This window comes from Sneathiella marina, from assembly GCF_023746535.1.
Taxonomy (GTDB): Bacteria; Pseudomonadota; Alphaproteobacteria; order Sneathiellales; family Sneathiellaceae; genus Sneathiella; species Sneathiella marina.
Window position 1 is genome coordinate 1,795,547 of record NZ_CP098747.1, and the last position, 16,761, is coordinate 1,812,307.

Annotated in this window: 17 protein-coding genes; 14 read left to right on the plus strand and 3 right to left on the minus strand. The window is 47.1% G+C overall.

The window, feature by feature from the left end; translation table 11 throughout:
- Positions 1-19: 19 nt before the first annotated feature.
- Complete coding sequence (locus NBZ79_RS08565) at positions 20-1,324, minus strand: NAD(P)/FAD-dependent oxidoreductase (protein ID WP_251937495.1); 1,305 nt, start codon at positions 1,322-1,324, stop codon at positions 20-22.
- Between the two features lie 325 nt (positions 1,325-1,649).
- Between NBZ79_RS08565 and NBZ79_RS08570 the strand changes: the two genes are divergently transcribed.
- Positions 1,650-2,585, plus strand: a complete 936-nt coding sequence (locus NBZ79_RS08570) for a glucosaminidase domain-containing protein (RefSeq protein WP_251937497.1) — start codon at positions 1,650-1,652, stop codon at positions 2,583-2,585.
- Here NBZ79_RS08570 and NBZ79_RS08575 read toward each other — a convergent pair.
- The gene (locus NBZ79_RS08575; RefSeq protein ID WP_251937500.1) at positions 2,582-3,817 is read right to left on the minus strand and encodes a glycosyltransferase family protein; all 1,236 of its coding nucleotides are present in this window, start codon (positions 3,815-3,817) and stop codon (positions 2,582-2,584) included. The two genes, NBZ79_RS08570 and NBZ79_RS08575, sit on opposite strands and share 4 nt — an antisense overlap.
- 546 nt (positions 3,818-4,363) lie before the next feature.
- Between NBZ79_RS08575 and NBZ79_RS08580 the strand changes: the two genes are divergently transcribed.
- From NBZ79_RS08580 to NBZ79_RS08640, 13 genes are read left to right on the plus strand one after another with little or no spacing between them, the layout of a single operon-like run.
- Positions 4,364-4,561 carry a Flp family type IVb pilin gene (locus tag NBZ79_RS08580; RefSeq protein WP_251937503.1) on the plus strand — a complete coding sequence of 66 codons (198 nt, stop codon included), beginning with the start codon at positions 4,364-4,366 and terminating at the stop codon, positions 4,559-4,561.
- 60 nt (positions 4,562-4,621) lie between these two features.
- The gene (locus NBZ79_RS08585) at positions 4,622-5,119 is read left to right on the plus strand and encodes an A24 family peptidase (RefSeq protein WP_251937506.1); all 498 of its coding nucleotides are present in this window, start codon (positions 4,622-4,624) and stop codon (positions 5,117-5,119) included.
- Between the two features lie 10 nt (positions 5,120-5,129).
- Entirely contained in the window at positions 5,130-6,020 is an 891-nt protein-coding gene (gene cpaB / locus NBZ79_RS08590; RefSeq protein ID WP_251937509.1) for a Flp pilus assembly protein CpaB, read from the plus strand.
- Positions 6,017-7,444: a type II and III secretion system protein family protein gene (locus NBZ79_RS08595; RefSeq protein ID WP_251937512.1), complete on the plus strand. Its 1,428-nt coding sequence runs from the start codon at positions 6,017-6,019 to the stop codon at positions 7,442-7,444. The genes cpaB and NBZ79_RS08595 overlap by 4 nt, the downstream gene beginning before the upstream one ends.
- Before the next feature lie 56 nt (positions 7,445-7,500).
- On the plus strand, positions 7,501-8,118 hold the full coding sequence (locus NBZ79_RS08600) for a CpaD family pilus assembly lipoprotein (protein ID WP_251937515.1): 618 nt from the start codon (positions 7,501-7,503) through the stop codon (positions 8,116-8,118).
- Between the two features lie 35 nt (positions 8,119-8,153).
- Positions 8,154-9,335, plus strand: coding sequence for a CpaE/TadZ family protein (locus NBZ79_RS08605; protein WP_251937516.1), 1,182 nt, complete (start codon positions 8,154-8,156; stop codon positions 9,333-9,335).
- 2 nt (positions 9,336-9,337) lie between these two features.
- Positions 9,338-10,711, plus strand: coding sequence for a TadA family conjugal transfer-associated ATPase (locus NBZ79_RS08610; protein WP_251937518.1), 1,374 nt, complete (start codon positions 9,338-9,340; stop codon positions 10,709-10,711).
- Complete coding sequence (locus NBZ79_RS08615) at positions 10,708-11,664, plus strand: type II secretion system F family protein (RefSeq protein ID WP_251937519.1); 957 nt, start codon at positions 10,708-10,710, stop codon at positions 11,662-11,664. Before NBZ79_RS08610 ends, NBZ79_RS08615 begins: the two co-directional genes overlap by 4 nt.
- Positions 11,661-12,629, plus strand: coding sequence for a type II secretion system F family protein (locus tag NBZ79_RS08620; RefSeq protein WP_251937520.1), 969 nt, complete (start codon positions 11,661-11,663; stop codon positions 12,627-12,629). Before NBZ79_RS08615 ends, NBZ79_RS08620 begins: the two co-directional genes overlap by 4 nt.
- 2 nt (positions 12,630-12,631) lie before the next feature.
- A complete protein-coding gene (locus tag NBZ79_RS08625; RefSeq protein WP_251937521.1) occupies positions 12,632-13,468 on the plus strand; it encodes a tetratricopeptide repeat protein in 837 nt (278 codons plus the stop codon).
- The gene (locus NBZ79_RS08630) at positions 13,469-13,957 is read left to right on the plus strand and encodes a TadE family protein (protein ID WP_251937522.1); all 489 of its coding nucleotides are present in this window, start codon (positions 13,469-13,471) and stop codon (positions 13,955-13,957) included. It begins immediately after the preceding gene.
- A 13-nt stretch (positions 13,958-13,970) separates the two neighbouring features.
- Positions 13,971-14,516, plus strand: a complete 546-nt coding sequence (locus NBZ79_RS08635; protein WP_251937523.1) for a TadE/TadG family type IV pilus assembly protein — start codon at positions 13,971-13,973, stop codon at positions 14,514-14,516.
- A gap of 5 nt (positions 14,517-14,521) precedes the next feature.
- Positions 14,522-15,862, plus strand: coding sequence for a TadE/TadG family type IV pilus assembly protein (locus tag NBZ79_RS08640; protein ID WP_251937524.1), 1,341 nt, complete (start codon positions 14,522-14,524; stop codon positions 15,860-15,862).
- Here the strand turns inward: NBZ79_RS08640 and NBZ79_RS08645 are convergent.
- On the minus strand, positions 15,836-16,729 hold the full coding sequence (locus NBZ79_RS08645) for a DUF1853 family protein (RefSeq protein ID WP_251937525.1): 894 nt from the start codon (positions 16,727-16,729) through the stop codon (positions 15,836-15,838). The two genes, NBZ79_RS08640 and NBZ79_RS08645, sit on opposite strands and share 27 nt — an antisense overlap.
- Between the last annotated feature and the right edge of the window lie 32 nt (positions 16,730-16,761).

Here is a 16,761-nt window from a genome sequence, read left to right on the forward strand (position 1 = left end):
TTTTTCCCTTTCAGATTATTTAGCCAAGGACAGTAAAGCTACTGTCCTGACTAACCTCCCGATTGCGAGAGAAGGTTGCCATGGATAAATCATATCCAACATTTTCAAGGTAAAAATGGACCGGATCCTTATCATGATCCCGGCCATTTTCGCATTCGCTGATGAGTTTCTCCATCATACGTCCGGCCACAGGTGCATTTTTAAACTGGTTGCCACTTGTCCCGATGGCCAGGTAAAATCCGTCCAGGCTGGTCTTGTCGTAAATAGGGACCCAGTCCTTCGTAACATCATAAAGGGAGACAACGCCCTTGGCTTGTTGCGGGACACCCATTTCAGGAAAGCGTTGCGCAAGGCGCAGAACTTGCGCATTCCATTGTTCAGTGAAATTTTCGTCGAAATTATCCGGATCCACCCATTCCTGTACATCACAGTCCGGATCCTCAGAACCGATTAGAATATGATTGCCAAGTTCCGGACGGCAATAGATGCCGGCGTCGCTGTCGGAAAGGACAAGACCATCTTTTTCGAAGTCAAAATTTGCCGGTGAGGGGACATGGGCTACTTCATGTCTTAACGCCCGGGTTGTCATTTTCATGTCCTCCAGGACATTTGCCATTTCATTTATCTTCGAAGAATGGGGACCGGCGACATTCACGACGATTGACGCGTCGATGTCACTGCCATCTTTCAGCGTAACCCCCGTTACCTTCCCGTTTTCCTGCCGGATTGCCGTGACTTCTGTATTGAACCGGAAGACGGCCCCATGTGCCTCAGCGGCGCGCTGTGCATTGTGAGCAGCCAGTTGAGGATCACTCACATAGCCACCGCGCGGGAAGAATACGCCACCGCTGACGGCATCGCCGGTGGGCTCACCGAATGTGGGATCCTCTGGCCGTTTTACAGGTTCGAACTGATGGGTATCCATGATGGGAAGCTTGTCACGCATTTGCTCGACGGTGAGGTCTTCATAGGGGCAGTTGATACGGTCCATAAGATCGCAGATTTTCGACATATGGCTGTTATGTGGCGTTTTAACGATCAATGCGCCGGTATTGTTATACTTTATCAGCCCTTTTTCATCTTCTACACCGATGTAACTGGCCCAGTCGGTCCAATAGAACCAGCCTTCATAAGCAAGCGCGCAGGTATCGATAGAAGAGTAGTAGGTTCGAATAATAGCGCAGGACGCGGCTGTTGATCCATAGCCGGACGTGGGTAGGCGATCTATTGACAGGACTTTCCGACCTGATTTCGCCAATTCAAACGCAATGCAGGCTCCGATAACACCGGCGCCAATAATTATGGCATCAAATTTTTCGCTCATCACCCGTTGCTCCCTTAATTCCCGAGCTGAATACAGCAAAATATTTCACCGCTTCTGCAGCCGTTGCAAGTTTAAAAAAGCGCAAAAGCATTATTGTTTGCGAATAATTAATTTTGTGTCGTTACCGTATAAAAGCGGGTCGTCGACGGGAAAATTTCTGAAGGAGAAAACGGAGCCGCAAGACGCCTGAACGGTTATTTTGGCATATTCCGCGGTGAGTCGTTTCTGAGATAAAGAAATCCACGAATATTCCCCATACACAACTATAGGTATTTGTTGTATCGTCCGCTTGACTAAAATAAATACTATTTTATGGAAGTTTGTCATGAGCGAGAAAATGAAAATGCGGATGTTAAGGGGCTGTTTTCTGGCGCTAGGTTTGACCGTTTCCGGTGTCGTCTTGAGTTTTTCGCCTGCTCATTCGGAGACGATCGATATTGGCAGTTTTGAGCAACTGGATCAGTATTTTGTTAGCAAAAAGTATGAAGTCAGAAAATGGATTGTCGGCAGTCAGAACGTTCCGGCGATCGTCATTTTGGATATCCCGGACAGCTGGCGAAAAACGGTTGCTCCATCATTGACAGTCGAGAATAAAAAGAAAGTCTTCTTCAGAGTTGCAATTCCGTTGGCCTTTGTCGGTAACAGTCTCATCCTGAAGGATCGAGAAAAGCTTGCCCGACTGAAATCTGCATATAAAGCGGGCTCGCTTGATGCGCAGGAACGGGATTGGCTGCGGAAAAAAGCGGCAGACTACAAGATATCAAGTAATGAGATTGGGGAGGCTTTTTTTACCGAGCTCGGGAACCGAATGGATATTGTTCCAGCAAGTCTTATGGTTGCGCAGATGGCTGATGAAAGCGGATGGGGAACGTCCCGGTTCGCCGCCGAGGGTAATGCCCTGTTCGGTCAATGGAGTTATACCGGAGGTATCAAGCCGAAGGACCAGCGAAAGGATAAGGGGAATTACAGTATCAAGGCCTTTAAAACGCCTCTCGCGTCCATCCAGGCATATATGCTGAACTTAAATTCCAATGCGGCTTATGGCGAATTTCGTAAGCAAAGAGCTTCTTTCCGCTTGAAAGGCATGATGCCCACTGGTCCGGGTTTGGTTGGTACCCTGATCAATTATTCCGAACGGCGGGAAGCTTATGTAAGGGATCTGCGGAATATGATGGCACGTAATGATTTACCGCCGCTCGACAAAGCATCCCTTCGGGTTGGCGAAACAGTCTATATTCGGCTTGCCGAGGGTAATCGTTAATCCACGGCCTTGGAAATAAGGTTCGATACGGATTCTGATTTGCGTTTATCGACTGATTTGAACCGGAGACGAACAAGTCTGTTCAGGTTTGTCAGGCCATCGAGAAGGCCCGGTATGATAACCTCGGACGGTTTCTTTTGCTGGGCAAGTTGCCGCAATGCCGTCAACATCGTTTCCGAAGACCGGATGCCATCATCGATAAGGACTCCGATCAAGCCTGTTTCCGCAGCCCGGGTGGACCGAATATACTGCTCAAGCCTCGGGACAGTCCGCGGAATAATCAAGGCTCGTTTGTCCATGGATAGAATTTCACAAAAGGTATTGTAACCGCCCATGGCAACCACGGCGGAGGCTTCTTCCATCAAACTTTCAAGGTGACTGTCAAATGTGACCGCACGAACCCGGTCAAGTTTAGCAATCCTGTCACGGAAACTGGCGCGGGTTTCTGGGGGCATAAAGGGTCCCAGAACGAAAAGAGCGGAGAGCGGGGGCTCTTTCTCTTCTTCATAAGCCCGCAACACCCAATCGATTAATACTTCCCCATCGCCGCCGCCGCCGACAGTGATCAAGACATATGGGTCATTCATCTCGCTCAGGATCGCAGGGTCCGTTCCCGATTGCACCGATCGTGGTAAATATCCCGTGTAGGTAATTTTACGTTTCACCCGGGCAGGAATTTCAATTTCAGCCAGTGGGTTGTAAATTTGCTCAACGCCAAAAATCCAGATGTCATCGTATAAATTTTCAAGTGCAGGGAGAACGTTTTTTCGTTTCCATTCCGGAGCCAGGAGTGCCGGATCGTCGAGAACATCCCGTAAACCCAGAACAAGGTGGGTTCCCCGTTTTTTCAGAACGTCCAATGTGTCAGCGACTTCGCCCCGCAAACCATAGGGTTCTTTGTCGACGATGAATATATCGGGATCAAATGTCTCTGCGGTATGCCGGATGATTGAAGCGCGCATGGCCAGCGTCTGCTCTGTATCAATATGAAGGCTCAGGGACGTATATTCCCCGTTCCGAAGCTTGATAATTCCCGGTATTCGAACGAAGTCAACACGGGCTTTAAAATCAAAACTCCCGATTATCGGAGATCCGGAAAGAATCAGAACAGAAAGGTTCGGATTTTGCTCGACAAGTGAATTGGCCATTGCCCGGCATCGCCTTAAATGCCCAAGCCCAAAGGAGTCGTGGCTATAGATCAATATGCGACGGGCACTCTTATTTTTCCCCATCTTTTCAACTCCTGTCCAAATGTACATACCTGGATACGCAAAACACCTTGCCTAGGGCTATATACATTCCCTGAGAAGGTATTGCACGCGGAAATCGATTGAATAGCGGTAATCATGTTGACTGGTAAGAAGGGCGCTGATCAATTTAGGGTTAGTAGGCTTTAGAACTGTTCAATCATAGAGTGAAAAATATACCTAAGAAATCAAGGCATCTAATTTAATTCTCTGAAATGGTGTGTAATATTACAAACCATTACAATGCTGATACTGATAAATTCACAAAACCTTTCTATAATGTATTTCTAATGGATGATTTAAATCATTAAAAACAATATATTAAAGGACTATACATGTAAATTTTTCTTCTATTGAAATTTCTCCGTAAGCAGATTTATTCTGGCTGTCAGGAAATGTAAAGTCGACAAAAACGCGTATTAAGAGTGAAATGTTATTTCATTTGAAAATACCACAAATTTTATTCCCGCTTTAGGGGTGTGACCGGATGTATGTAGTTTTCAATTCAATATTTAATATTTAGGAGGCGAAATGCGAAATAAATTAGAAGACTTTTGGCAGAATGAAAGTGGAGTGACGTCAGTGGAATATGCCTTGTTGGCAGCCGCTGCGGCCGCCGTCATCGGTGTGGCAGGATCGAATTTTTATACGAGCGTGCAAACGGCATTCCAAGGTATTAGTTTGACAGACGGTGCCAATGCCGGACCTGACCCCAGCGGTAGTGGCTAAAAGGTGCCACATTACTCGTGGTGCAAGGGGTAGAGCTGAAAATTCTGCGGGATTTTGGTAATGGTAAAGTTATATCCGTTGTTGGTAATTTTACTTTTGTTGGCTGCTGCGTATTCCGATCTCAAAGAGCGAAAAATCAGAAACTGGAAGTCAGTTGCCCTTTTGATTTGCTTTTTGAGCTATGCGGCGTTCTTCCCGACGCACGTCAATTTCATTGAGCATATTCTGTGGGCAGTGCCTGTATTTTTGGTCTTTCTGGCTGGGTTCCTTTTTGGCAAAATTGGGGGAGGAGACGTGAAACTTGCAACGGTTTCCATGATCTGGGCGGGCCCGGAAAACGGTCTCCTCTTCTTGACGGTTATGGCCTTTTCTGGGGGTGCCCTTGGCTTATTCTCGATACTGCCTTTGTTTAAATATTTTTGGGCGGATCTTCAGGTCAGGATAGGGCGAAATCAGTGCCTGACCGCCCATGAAGCCATGGAATCTGTGCCCTATGGTGTCGCGATTGCACTCGGCGGATCTATAGCCGTGGCGAATGGGTATCTGGCCGCACCATGAGGGGAGATAGATGAAAAGCTTCGTTCTTATTGTTTTTTGCTCAATATTCCTGGGCTCCTCAGCCTATTTGCTAAATCACTATTTGCTCCTGGAACCGGCAGCTTTTGACGAAAAACCGGTACCACTGGCCAGAAAAAGCGAGGTTCTTTGCCTGATGAAGGATGGACATGCGGGAGATATTTTGACGAAGGACAGGGTAACCTGGTGCCGGTCACCGGCCACTGCAGACGGCAATCGGTTCTTATCCAAAGATGCGACTTCGATCGCGGATTTGAGTAATGTCGTCTTAAGGAAATTTGCCGCAAAAGGAGCGTTTTTAACAAGAGGCATGTTTCTCCATCCCCATGAGAAGGGGTATCTAAGTATGTTGCTGGGAAAAAATACGCGCGCAAAATCAGTTCCTGTCAGCAACATTGAAGATTATGAGATGGTATTACATCACGGGGACCATGTGGACTTGTTGTTCACCTATAAAAATCGAGCTTCGGATAAGAGGGCGGGCGAGGTGACCGTTAAAACGCTTCTCAAAAATGTAAAGGTTCTCGGTATTAAGGGAGATTATGGTCAAGGCCCTCAAGGGGTGTTTTCCGGCCCCGAACAAAGGAGGGGCCAGTTGACATTGGCCCTGTCGTCCCGGCAAGCAGAGCTTGTAACTGTTGCCGAACAAATTGGAACGCTCAGTATTCTTCTTCGGTCACCCGCGGGATATATCCATGACGCGTTGAATTATGAGACGGATGAGGGCGTTAAGGAAACCGACCTTGTTGGTGATAGTTCGTTTTTAAACATCGAGGATCCCGTTACCGCACCCTCGAAAATTCGGTTTGTAAGGGGCAGTAACGTAACATTTATTGAGAGACCCGCGGTTTCTGATGACATTCTGCAGGTTGGCTTGAAATGAACGCCGGTCTTCTGATATCGGCCGGTTACTGGCCTATGTGGATATGGGTCTTTGTCGGTATATTGTTTCCAGTTGGAGATGCAATGAGCCAGTCCGCTACGTCGTCCCAGAAGGGCCAGCTGGAATCCGTAAAACTGAACATCAACCAAGGTCGATTGTTCCCACTGGCAAAAGCACCAATAGATATTTTCGTGACAAATCCGGATATAGCCGATGTCCAGATTGCGGCGTTTGATAAATTGTTTGTCTTCGGCAAAAAAACCGGACGAACCCATGTTCTGGCAATAGATGCCAAAGGAAATGTCATTTTCGACCGTTTTATAACTGTTTCACAGGATTTGGTTGAGATCTCAGGTTCGCTGGAGCGTGAATTTCCGGGCCTCGCCCTTAAGGTGAGTGCGACGCCGGGTCGAATTGTTCTATCTGGTACCGCACAATCCGCCCTACAGGCGGAACACATCATCTCCGTTGTAAGCGGCTTCCTTGGCAAGGATGAGAAAATTGTCAATCGAATGGAAATGGCCTCCCAATCGCAGGTTAATATACGGGTTCGTATCGTCGAGATGAACCGGCAGGCTTCCAGGAATCTCGGTATCAATTGGGATATTCTACTTAATCCGGGATCCCTGGCGATCGGATTGATCACCGGTCGCTTTCCCGCCGCAATCGGGAACTGGATTATTCCGGATTTTGGGAATCAGCAAAGCGTCAATAGCGGCATGTTTAGATATGACGGAAACCAGGGTTCCGCGTCGGCAGTTATCGATGCCCTGGCTGAAGAGGATCTGCTGACGATACTTGCCGAACCAAACCTGACCTCCCGATCGGGGGAGACCGCAAGTTTTTTTGCCGGAGGAGAATTTCCCATTCCGATATCCACCAGCGATGATCAGGTAACATTTGAATTCAAGAAATTCGGGGTCATTCTGGATATTACACCGACTGTGCTTACCGGCGGAAAAATCAGTATTCATATTCGGCCTGAGGTGAGTGAGATTTCCGATGCTGGGGCAATTGTCGTCAATAATTTCAGTATTCCCGGAATTTCGGTTCGGCGGACGGAAGCAACCATTGAACTTGCCAGCGGACAGAGTTTTGCGGTTGCTGGAATGCTGCAAAACCAAACACGTAATTATATCAATGAAGTTCCCTGGTTGAGCGAGCTTGCAGTTCTAGGACCCTTGTTCAGATCGAGCAAATACAAAAATTTTGAAACGGAGCTGGTGATAATTGCTACCGCTCAAATAGTTGAACCGACGCGGGGCCATAATTACGCGACGCCCATTGATGGATATCGGCCGGCGGATACCAACGAAAAGATGCTGACCGGGCAATTGACAAAGCCTTCCAGGTCACCGGAACTTTGGCAAAAATTGGGGGTAGACGGAATAACCTTAAAGGGTCCTGCGGGATATATTTACTGACGTCAGGGAGAGGGGTTGCTTTGGCCGGACTAATGCGAAGGAAATATAGTGTTTTCATGGGAATTTTGTTCCTATCCGGGTGCGGGGACACGAGCCCTGCTGCGAATTATCCCCGCCCATGGACCGAAAACCAGATTATCAGCAGAAGCCATTTGGAAGAATTCCTTCTGGAAGCCACGGGCCAGAATTTGGTTTCCAAATCGGGGAAAAGCCTCGATGAGTTTTTACGTGATGTAAAATTGCTGGCGCCTGGACAGGTGGTTTTTAGGGTAAAAAAATACGATACGGAAGCTGACAGAATTTGGACTGCGATTTCTGCTTCCGGCCTCCAGGAGGTTAGTAAAATTGAAGTTTTGCAGGCCGCCTCCAGCAAGGGGGAAATGCCTGATCTAACCCTTGAGCTAACCTATTTTGCTTATAAATTGGCGGATTGTGGCGCGGTCATAAATCCTCGCAAAATTGACTCTGTGAGCCTTATGTCTCCGGGCTTTGGGTGTTCCGTCGAAAGAAATCGCATGCTCAGTCTCTCCTATCCACCGGATTGGCAACAAGGACGACAGTCTACACCATCACTTGCCATCCAGGATGGACAGGCTGTTCAATCTCTTTACGAAAAGGCGCCGCGCGTTTTTCCGTCCGCAAACGAAAGATACAGCAGCAAGAGGATAAAATAATGCTATCCGGCAGTGTGTCAGGAGGAAAGGAGAAAATGGCGGAAGATCTTGAATTTGATGTTGCGGCGGTAGTTTGCAATAGCGTGACGAAGGATCTATTGCTTGAATTGCTCAGAGGCAATGGACAGCTCAGATGTGATGTATGGCAAGGGCGGCTTGGTGATGCTATTGAGAAATTTCAGAACAGCAAAAGCCCGCCCACCCTTATTGTCGATATATCAAACGAGCTTTCCCCCATATCTGAACTGGAGAGGCTAGCTAAAACCTGCACTCCGGATGTAAATGTTGTTGTGATTGGCGAACAGGATAGCATCTCGTTGTACCGGGATATTATGGCATTGGGTGTTTCTGACTATCTTGTTAAGCCCTTATCCAGGGATCTGTTTTTCAACGCCCTTCAAAAGGAGCCGGCCCGTTATCCAGCAGAACATGCCGAAGCCCGCTCCGGAAAAACCATTGCGATTTTCGGCGTTCGTGGCGGGGTTGGCGCCACAACGATAGTTGCCAATATTGGCTGGGTTTTCTCCAGTATTTTTGACCAAAAAGTGATTTTAGCCGACTATAATCTTTGCAACGGGTCGCTTTCGCTGGATATGGGTCTGACTTCCTCATCAGCATTTTACGAGCTTCTAATGGATCCGTCCCGTATCGATGAAGTCTTTGTCAAAAGAGCAACGTCGACGTCGGGGAAAAAGCTTGATGTTCTGTGCACAGACGGGGGCTTTGATCGATCTTCCATTGTCTCCGCAGAATCCCAGACGCGGCTTCTGGAGATACTCCGAAGTCAGTATGAGTTTATCGTTCAGGACCTTCAACGATCTCCGTTTGAGGGGGCAATCGGCATGCTGGACGCAGCTGATGTTCGGATACTTGTTATAAATAAGACGCTGGCCGCCCTTAGAGATTGTGGGCGTATATTGAGCAAACTTACCCCAGGACAGAGTAATCAGAATCTGGTCGTTCTAAATAATACCACGCGATCAACTCGAAACGAAGTGCCGGTTGAGAAAATCCGATCCTTTATCAAGCAGCCAGTTGATCTGATTATACCCTATGAAAAATACGTTATGGCAACAGCACATCTGCAAGGAGAGATTGCTGCGAAGAATAGGGGTCCCGTGCAAGATGCCTATAAGGAGCTTGCGGGAAAGATAGTTGGATCTTCTGCAGTTCCACCAAAAACCAAAAATTGGCTGACAGCCGTAACCGGGTGGTAATCATGTTTGGAAAGAGAGCAGATTATTCCGGCCAAAGGGGGTTGAAAGAAGAACCAGTTGAATGGACTGGCAAATCTACCGTTCAACAAATAAAGAATAAAAAGGCACTTGATGGACCGCTATTAGATACGTTTGATAGAGTACGCCGTCGTTTCTTCGATCGTGTTGACCCAAATGTCGCCATGACGCTGGCCCCGGATCTATTGTCCCAACGTATTCGGGATGCCGTTGTCAAAATAGTTGATGAGGAAAATCTATCGTTGAACGGTACCGAGCAAGCGCTAATCGCTCGCGAACTATTTGATGATATAGCTGGAATAGGGCCAATCGAAGGATTGCTGTCAGATCCGCATATTAGCGATATTTTGGTCAATGGGCCAAATGCGATTTATGTTGAACGCAATGGCAAGTTAGAGCGAACGGATCTGAAATTTCGGGATGATGCACATGTATTGGAAACCGCGCGGCGGATAGCGGCATCTGTGGGACGGCGAATAGATGAGTCAAACCCGATGGTTGACGCCCGGCTGGTTGATGGCAGCCGCGTAAATGTCATTGCGCCTCCCTTATCGGTATATGGCACCATCATCTCCATTCGCAAATTTTCAAAAGAAATAATGAATCTTGACGAGATGTGCGCTCGAAGGTCTTTTTCGCCGCAAATACATGCCCTTCTGAAACTCTCCGTTAGATGCCGGCTGAATATTTTGATCGCCGGAGGAACCGGAACAGGAAAGACCACACTTCTTAACGCCCTTTCCGGATTGATCGATGAGCATGAACGCATCGTCACAATTGAAGATTCTGCCGAGATGTGCTTGCAGCGATCTCATGTGGTGAGTTTGGAAACCCGTCAAAAAAATACGGAAGGGCAGGGAGAGGTGTCGCAACGGGACTTATTGAGAAATTCCCTGCGTATGCGGCCAGATAGAATTATTGTCGGAGAGGTCAGGGGCGCGGAAGTGCACGACATGCTTCAGGCCATGAATACTGGTCATGACGGCTCGATGTCGACAATTCATGCAAATACATCGCGGGATGCGTTGTTGCGCCTTGAAAATTTGATTCTATCAAGCCAGGCGAATTATCACAGCAAGGGGTCCAGACGGCAAATTGCCAGCGCAATCGACATGGTTATCCATGTCGACAGGCAGCAGGACGGGCGCCGGTTTATCAGAAATATTACGGAAATTGTTGGCCTGGAGGGGGATGTCATTACCAGCCAGGATATATTTACCTACGATAAAACAAGGGATCTGTCAGACGATTTCTCGCAGAATTCACGGTATATTTGCAGCGGGATCCGGCCTGTGTTTCACGGAAAAATAGATAAATACAAACAATATAATAATCTGTCCGAAGTATTTTCCTCATGAGCTTGCCAGATTATACGGATTTATCGGCTTTCAACCTACAGCTAGGCATTTGCGCCGGTTTCCTCTTCTCCGGCTGCTATATTGGATTTACCCTTTATCGGGCCTGGCGGAAAAAACTGCGTCAATGGTCAGTAAGACTATCAGATATACCCGAATTTGATGCCCTGGATTCCGATGAAAAACAAATGGATTTGCCAGAGCTCATCTTAAGCCCGGAACAGAGTAAAAGGAACATTTGGCGGTATATTTTTGAGAGTGAGTGGCCCAAACGCCTTCATTTGATTTGTGCATGTTCTGTTGCACTCGTCGGCTTCCTGTTCCCTGAATTCCTATCATTCGTCTTTGTTCTTCTGGTCGTGTTGAGCATGAGCTGGACCTTGCTTTGGGGGGTGAACAAACTAAGCAAACGTCGTACAAATCTGTTTTTGAACCAGCTGCCGGAAGCAATAGATATCATTGTTCGAGGCGCCCAGCTCGGGAAATCAATTTCACAAAATCTGTCGATTGTCGGTGAGGAAATGCCTGCACCAGCCGGCCCTATATTTCGGCAACTTTCACATCAACTCAGTCTTGGGGTGGATCTGGAGACGGCCCTTTTATCCATGCGAGAAATCTCGAATATCAAAGAGATACAATTTTTAGCAACGACGTTGGCGCTTCAACGGGAGTTTGGCGGGGAGTATGCCAAGATATTGGAAGACTTAAGCCGTCTGCTCAGGGATCGCCAGGCTCATATTCTAAAATCAAAGGCGCTGACGTCGGAAGCGAGGCTTTCTGCAAAAGTTATCTCTGCAATGACAATAGCCGTATTGGGTTTTTTGGCGATTACAAACGAAACACAGTTTGAATTTCTTCTCCATGACCCGTCTGGACGTCTTCTGCTGCTTTATTGCCTTATCAGCAACGTCGTCGGATTGTTCTCCGTTTCCTTTTTTATAAAGGGCGTAAAATGACCTGGGCTCCGGATTTTCCAGCATATGTTTTCCCAATTTTCAGCTGTTTTCTGTTTATTTTCGGCATTATTCTTCTCTGGGCGGATCATCGTCAAAGGAAGTATTTATACCTCGATACCCGGCTGGCCTATTACATACAGACAGAGGGCCAGTTCAATGCAGCGGGAAAATCCCATATGCCCGACCTGCTCTCGGCAAATCAGGCTCAATTTCCGACGAGTGTCAGCCAGCAGGGGCGTTTTTTCAGGAGATTTTACTCAGGCCGGGAATATTTGGAGCGGCAAATGGCGCAAGCAGGATTTACCGGATCCTCCGCTATATCATTGTTTTATACCTGCATGATACTGACTGGTATGGCAGGAGGAATTCTCGCCCTAAATCTTAAAATTGGCCTTCGTCTCCTGAATACCGGTACAGGGGCGATTTTTTTCGATGTTGTTTTCTACGCAAGTACTTTCAGTATAATCCCCGTGTTAATTCTCAGGCTTCTTGTTCGAAAAAGGCGGGAAGAACTGGAAATGCATGTTCCTGATTTGATTGATCTTCTGGTTCTTTGCGTTGGCACAGGCTTAACGCTGGAGGCGAGCTTGCGGAAAGTGGCGGAAGTTATGGGTACGTTGTCTCCGGTCCTGTCCAAAGAAATGAAAACAATGCTGAACGAGCTTAAGGTTTTACCGGATAAATCCTCGGCGTTTATAAATCTTCAGAACCGGACATCATCCGACGGGCTGAAGTATCTTTTTATGGCATTGTATCAATCAGAAATTTATGGAACTTCTGTTGCTATCGCTCTTCGTTCGGTCGCTGCCGACAATCGAAAGAGAAGAATGATCTCTGTCGAGACCACTGCCGCTCGTCTTCCGGTTCTTTTAAGCTTGCCTCTCATGATTTTTATTCTGCCGCCTGTTATTGCGTTGTCAGCAGGGCCGGGTTTCATTTTAATGCTTCGTGTAATTGGCAATTAGGAATGTATTTTTTTGGAAAACTGCATGCATTTCTATTGCTGGGATATTTATGTGGCTGCATGCCCATTGCCGAAATATTGAGAATACCTGACGTTGAGACAGAAGAGGCGAGTAGAAAACAGTCCTTAAAAATTGCCTCGATCTCAGAAGCTGTCGGGAATTATGCAGCGGCAATTGACATTTATTTGAAACTGCTTTCGACAGATCCCACCAATGAGGAATTGTTGTTCAGGCTCGCCAGTAGTTACTTGAAAGCAGGGGTCATAACAGAGGCGGCGGATGTATTTGAACGGCTTGATAAACTGGACCCGGATAACAAAGAAACACAGTTGGCATTGGGCCGGATAAATCTCAGCTTGTTTCGTCCTGAAATTGCAAAAATATATTTCGAGAAGGCAAACCGGCTTGACCCAACAGATTATAAGGCCCTGTCCGGCCTTGGCATTACTGAAGACATGGCGGGAAATCATGAAATCGCCAGATCGTTTTTTAACGAAGCACTGGTAACGAGTCCGGACAAGAGGGTTATCAAGAACAATATGGCTCTATCATACCTGATGGAAGGGAAATTTAACACGTCAATTCAGTTGTTTAACGAGATTGCCTTTGATGGCAGATCCAGTCAGATTATGAGACAAAACCTTGCGCTGGCCTATGGTCTTGCAGGCGACCGGGAAGCGGCGAGGCGTATTAGCGCTCTCGATCTGGACCCGGAGTCAACTGAGGCAAATCTCAGATATTATGAGCTACTACGACAATTAAAGAACGACGTAACAATTCGCCGGTTGTTGTTAGGAACATCGGGACCGGAAACTTCTCTAAGTGAAGGGTCACCCTAGATGCGCACCCTCCAACAATTTGGAAGCGGCGAAGGATCGGTGATTGTGGAATATGCGATTATTGCTCCGATCCTCTTTGCCCTTGTTTTTGCAGTTGTTGACTTCAGCCGTATCTTTTTAGCCAAAAGCTATGCCACCGATACCCTGGTAGAGCTTTCCAATTATTATCGATATGAGATGTCACCGGATGCCCTGAAATCCGTTTCGCTCTCTCATTTGCAAGCCAAGGCTCAATCCCTGTCAGGCGCCAAGCTGGGAGGACTTGCGAATATGGGTGACGTTTCCGTTTCACTGAGCACGTATCGTAATATTTCAGACCTGGTGAACGGGATGGAAGGAAAAAACACCGATTTGTTTGGAGGTGCAGGTGACCTCGTAAAATACAACTTACACTATACCGTGTCGCCCCTAACACCATTTGCCGATTATTTGTATCCGTCCGCAGCCCTTCTAAATACGGTAACTTTGGTTTTAAAAAATGGAACATAGGCGGCTTCGAAATTTGGAAAAAATTAGTCTCTGCGATCGGGGAAGTGTCGTGGTGGAAGCGGCGCTCATATTCCCCATATTTTTCCTGCTGATTTTTGCCGCTACAGACATGGTTAGACTTATTGATTTGACGGGCCGGGTGAACCAATCCTCCGCGCTGATTGCCGATACAGTTAGTCGCGAAGTGAAAATCGATGAAGCTGAACTCTCCGACAGTTTGAAACTGATTTCTCAAATAACAAGCACGGAAAGCGTCGAAAATTCCTTGTCTCTAAAGATATCGGCAATTTCCAGCCAACCGACTATTGGAACGAATATCCTTTGGACGAGATTATTCTCAAATGCGGCGGCATCTTGCGAGACTGCAACACCCACATTGGATAAGTATTCCACAGAAACACAAGGGCGTAAAAATACCGGATATTACGTTGTCGTTGATTTATGCGTGCAACCCACAGGGGCCTTTTTTCTGTCACGGCTTTTTCTGGCAAAGAAAATGCGCCTTCGTAGTCAGTCAATTTCCGTCGCAACACATCCTGCTATCAGAAGCCTGGAGTGACGGAAATGCAGCTTTCCCAAAATCGCCAAATAAAAAAGCATATCTCGCTAACGCAAACATTAGGGACTTCGGAAACTGGCGCCATATCAGTTATCTTCGGATTAAGTTTGGCTATCCTCATAGGAACCATGGCATTGATGATCGATGTTGCGCGGGTGTTTACAGTTAAATCTCATTTGGTAAATTTTAGCGAATCCACCGCTTTGGCTGTCGCGCGGAATTTGAACTTCTTGGCCGATGGGGAGATCGATGATTTTGCTACAGATATTGCCAGCAGCATGGCCAGAAATACCAGTGTTTTTACTTTTGGCGGCGGGCCTTTTGCAACGACGACGACGGTCGTCACCGCCTCTGGAAAGGCAAGTGTAACGATCAAGACAGCGGTGCCTACAACCCTCTTGCGGTTTTTCAGTCTTTCTGATGACATCAATGTTTCGCAAACAGTTACAGCGTATCAATATGCACCAGATGCCGAAATTGCCATTGTTCTGGAAAGCTCTCAAGAGATGCAGCAAAGCGGGAAAATGAATACGGCCCGCGCCGCTGTAAAGGAGTTTATCGGTATTTTTGCCGGCCACAGTAAATTGAAGAGTGGCGCCACATTCGGATTTATTCCCTTTGGCAGCAAACTGATGAATGTTGCTCCTCATACAGAATGGCTTGAGGCGGGGTCTTGGCCGACGGAAATTCCGCCCAATGTGCCCGGGACAACGGGCTGGAACGGTGACTTGGCTGATGATAGATGGTGTATTTTACGGCGGTCCGGCGTGGCTGGACAATCAGATTTGACACCAGCACAATCCCCGTTTCAGTTGGAGCTTGATATTCAAAAACAAGAGGAGGGCGGAGGCATTCCGCATTACGCTAACATCACATCATCTGATTGTCGTCACGAACCGATTTTCCCGATTGCGGATAACACAAATATTTTAATTCAATCTGTTTCATCGTTATCGGGAAATGGGGGTGTTTATGCCGGGTGGGCGATGGTATGGGCGGAACGGTTGCTATCGCCGTTATGGCAATCTTTTTGGCAAACAAGGACAGGAACCCCGGCAAGTTATGAGAATGAGGCTATTCAAAAGGTTGTAATCCTTATTGTCGGATCATCCAATACGGAGCCTGGAACGGAAGATATCTTGTTCCAAAATGTTTGTGATCGGCTGAAATCAAAAGGTGTCACTATTTATGTGGTCGACTATTTGGCTCCGGAATCTATTTCGGGTTTGCTCACCGGGTGCGCGACCACAACAGGACATTATTTCCGTGCGGATAATGACAAAAATGTTTCGGAAGCACTGTATGCAATTGCGAAATTTTTAACAGTTGTGAGATTCAGCGGCTAGTCTGGGCCAATCATCCGGAACAATGAAAAGTCTGTCGTCCGACTTCAAAATATCAGAATTTTTTGAACGAAAAAGGCAAACCATAATTGGCATGTTGCGGTCTTTTATCTGTTCCTTTGCACGCTTTTTTAGCGCAACGATATTTCCAGAAGTCACTTCTTCCGGATAATAATAATCCGTGAACCATTGAATCTTATCCATTACCAGAAAGTGAGTGAAGCTAAGGTCTTCCAGATTTTCCAGCATTTTCACTGTGATCCACGATCCATGTCGGTAATTCCTGGAAATTATTGTCGGCAGCCGGTTGGCCGGCGGGAATTGGGGGGCGCAGGGCTGAAATAAAATACCCTTGATCACGGCGGAAGAAACAACTTCATCTATGTTTAGTTTAGCCAGTTTACTTTTGCCTTCAGGTGTTTTTACAAGCGGGATCTGATGATCAAATATACGGCTGAGTTTCGCGCCCAGGGTATCTTTTAATCTTGGGCCAACAAATTGATCAGCTTTTAGCCCGCTGCCGATATTCAAGTAGAATTTAACCGCAAGTTCCCAGTGAAATATTTTCTGGCCATGTTCGAAGATGACATCAATTTCACCGATAGTACGTTTATCCTGAAAAACCTGGATGTTGGATCCGATAAGGGAGATCGATGGCAGGTTGTCGAGCCAAAACAGGATCAGCTGCTCAAAATAGATGCCAAGGGCTTTTGTTTCCTTGCCAGCTAGATACTCCAGCAGCGGCGCCGGATCAGATTGCAGGTTTTTGAGAAAGGTTGTCGTTTCGGGATCCGCAAATAAATTGGGATGAGGGAGCTGGTCAAGGAGGAGGGGGGACGAAATGACCCACTGCAAATCGCGTACAGCCACCGGTATATTTGCCTTATATGTGTGCGGATTGC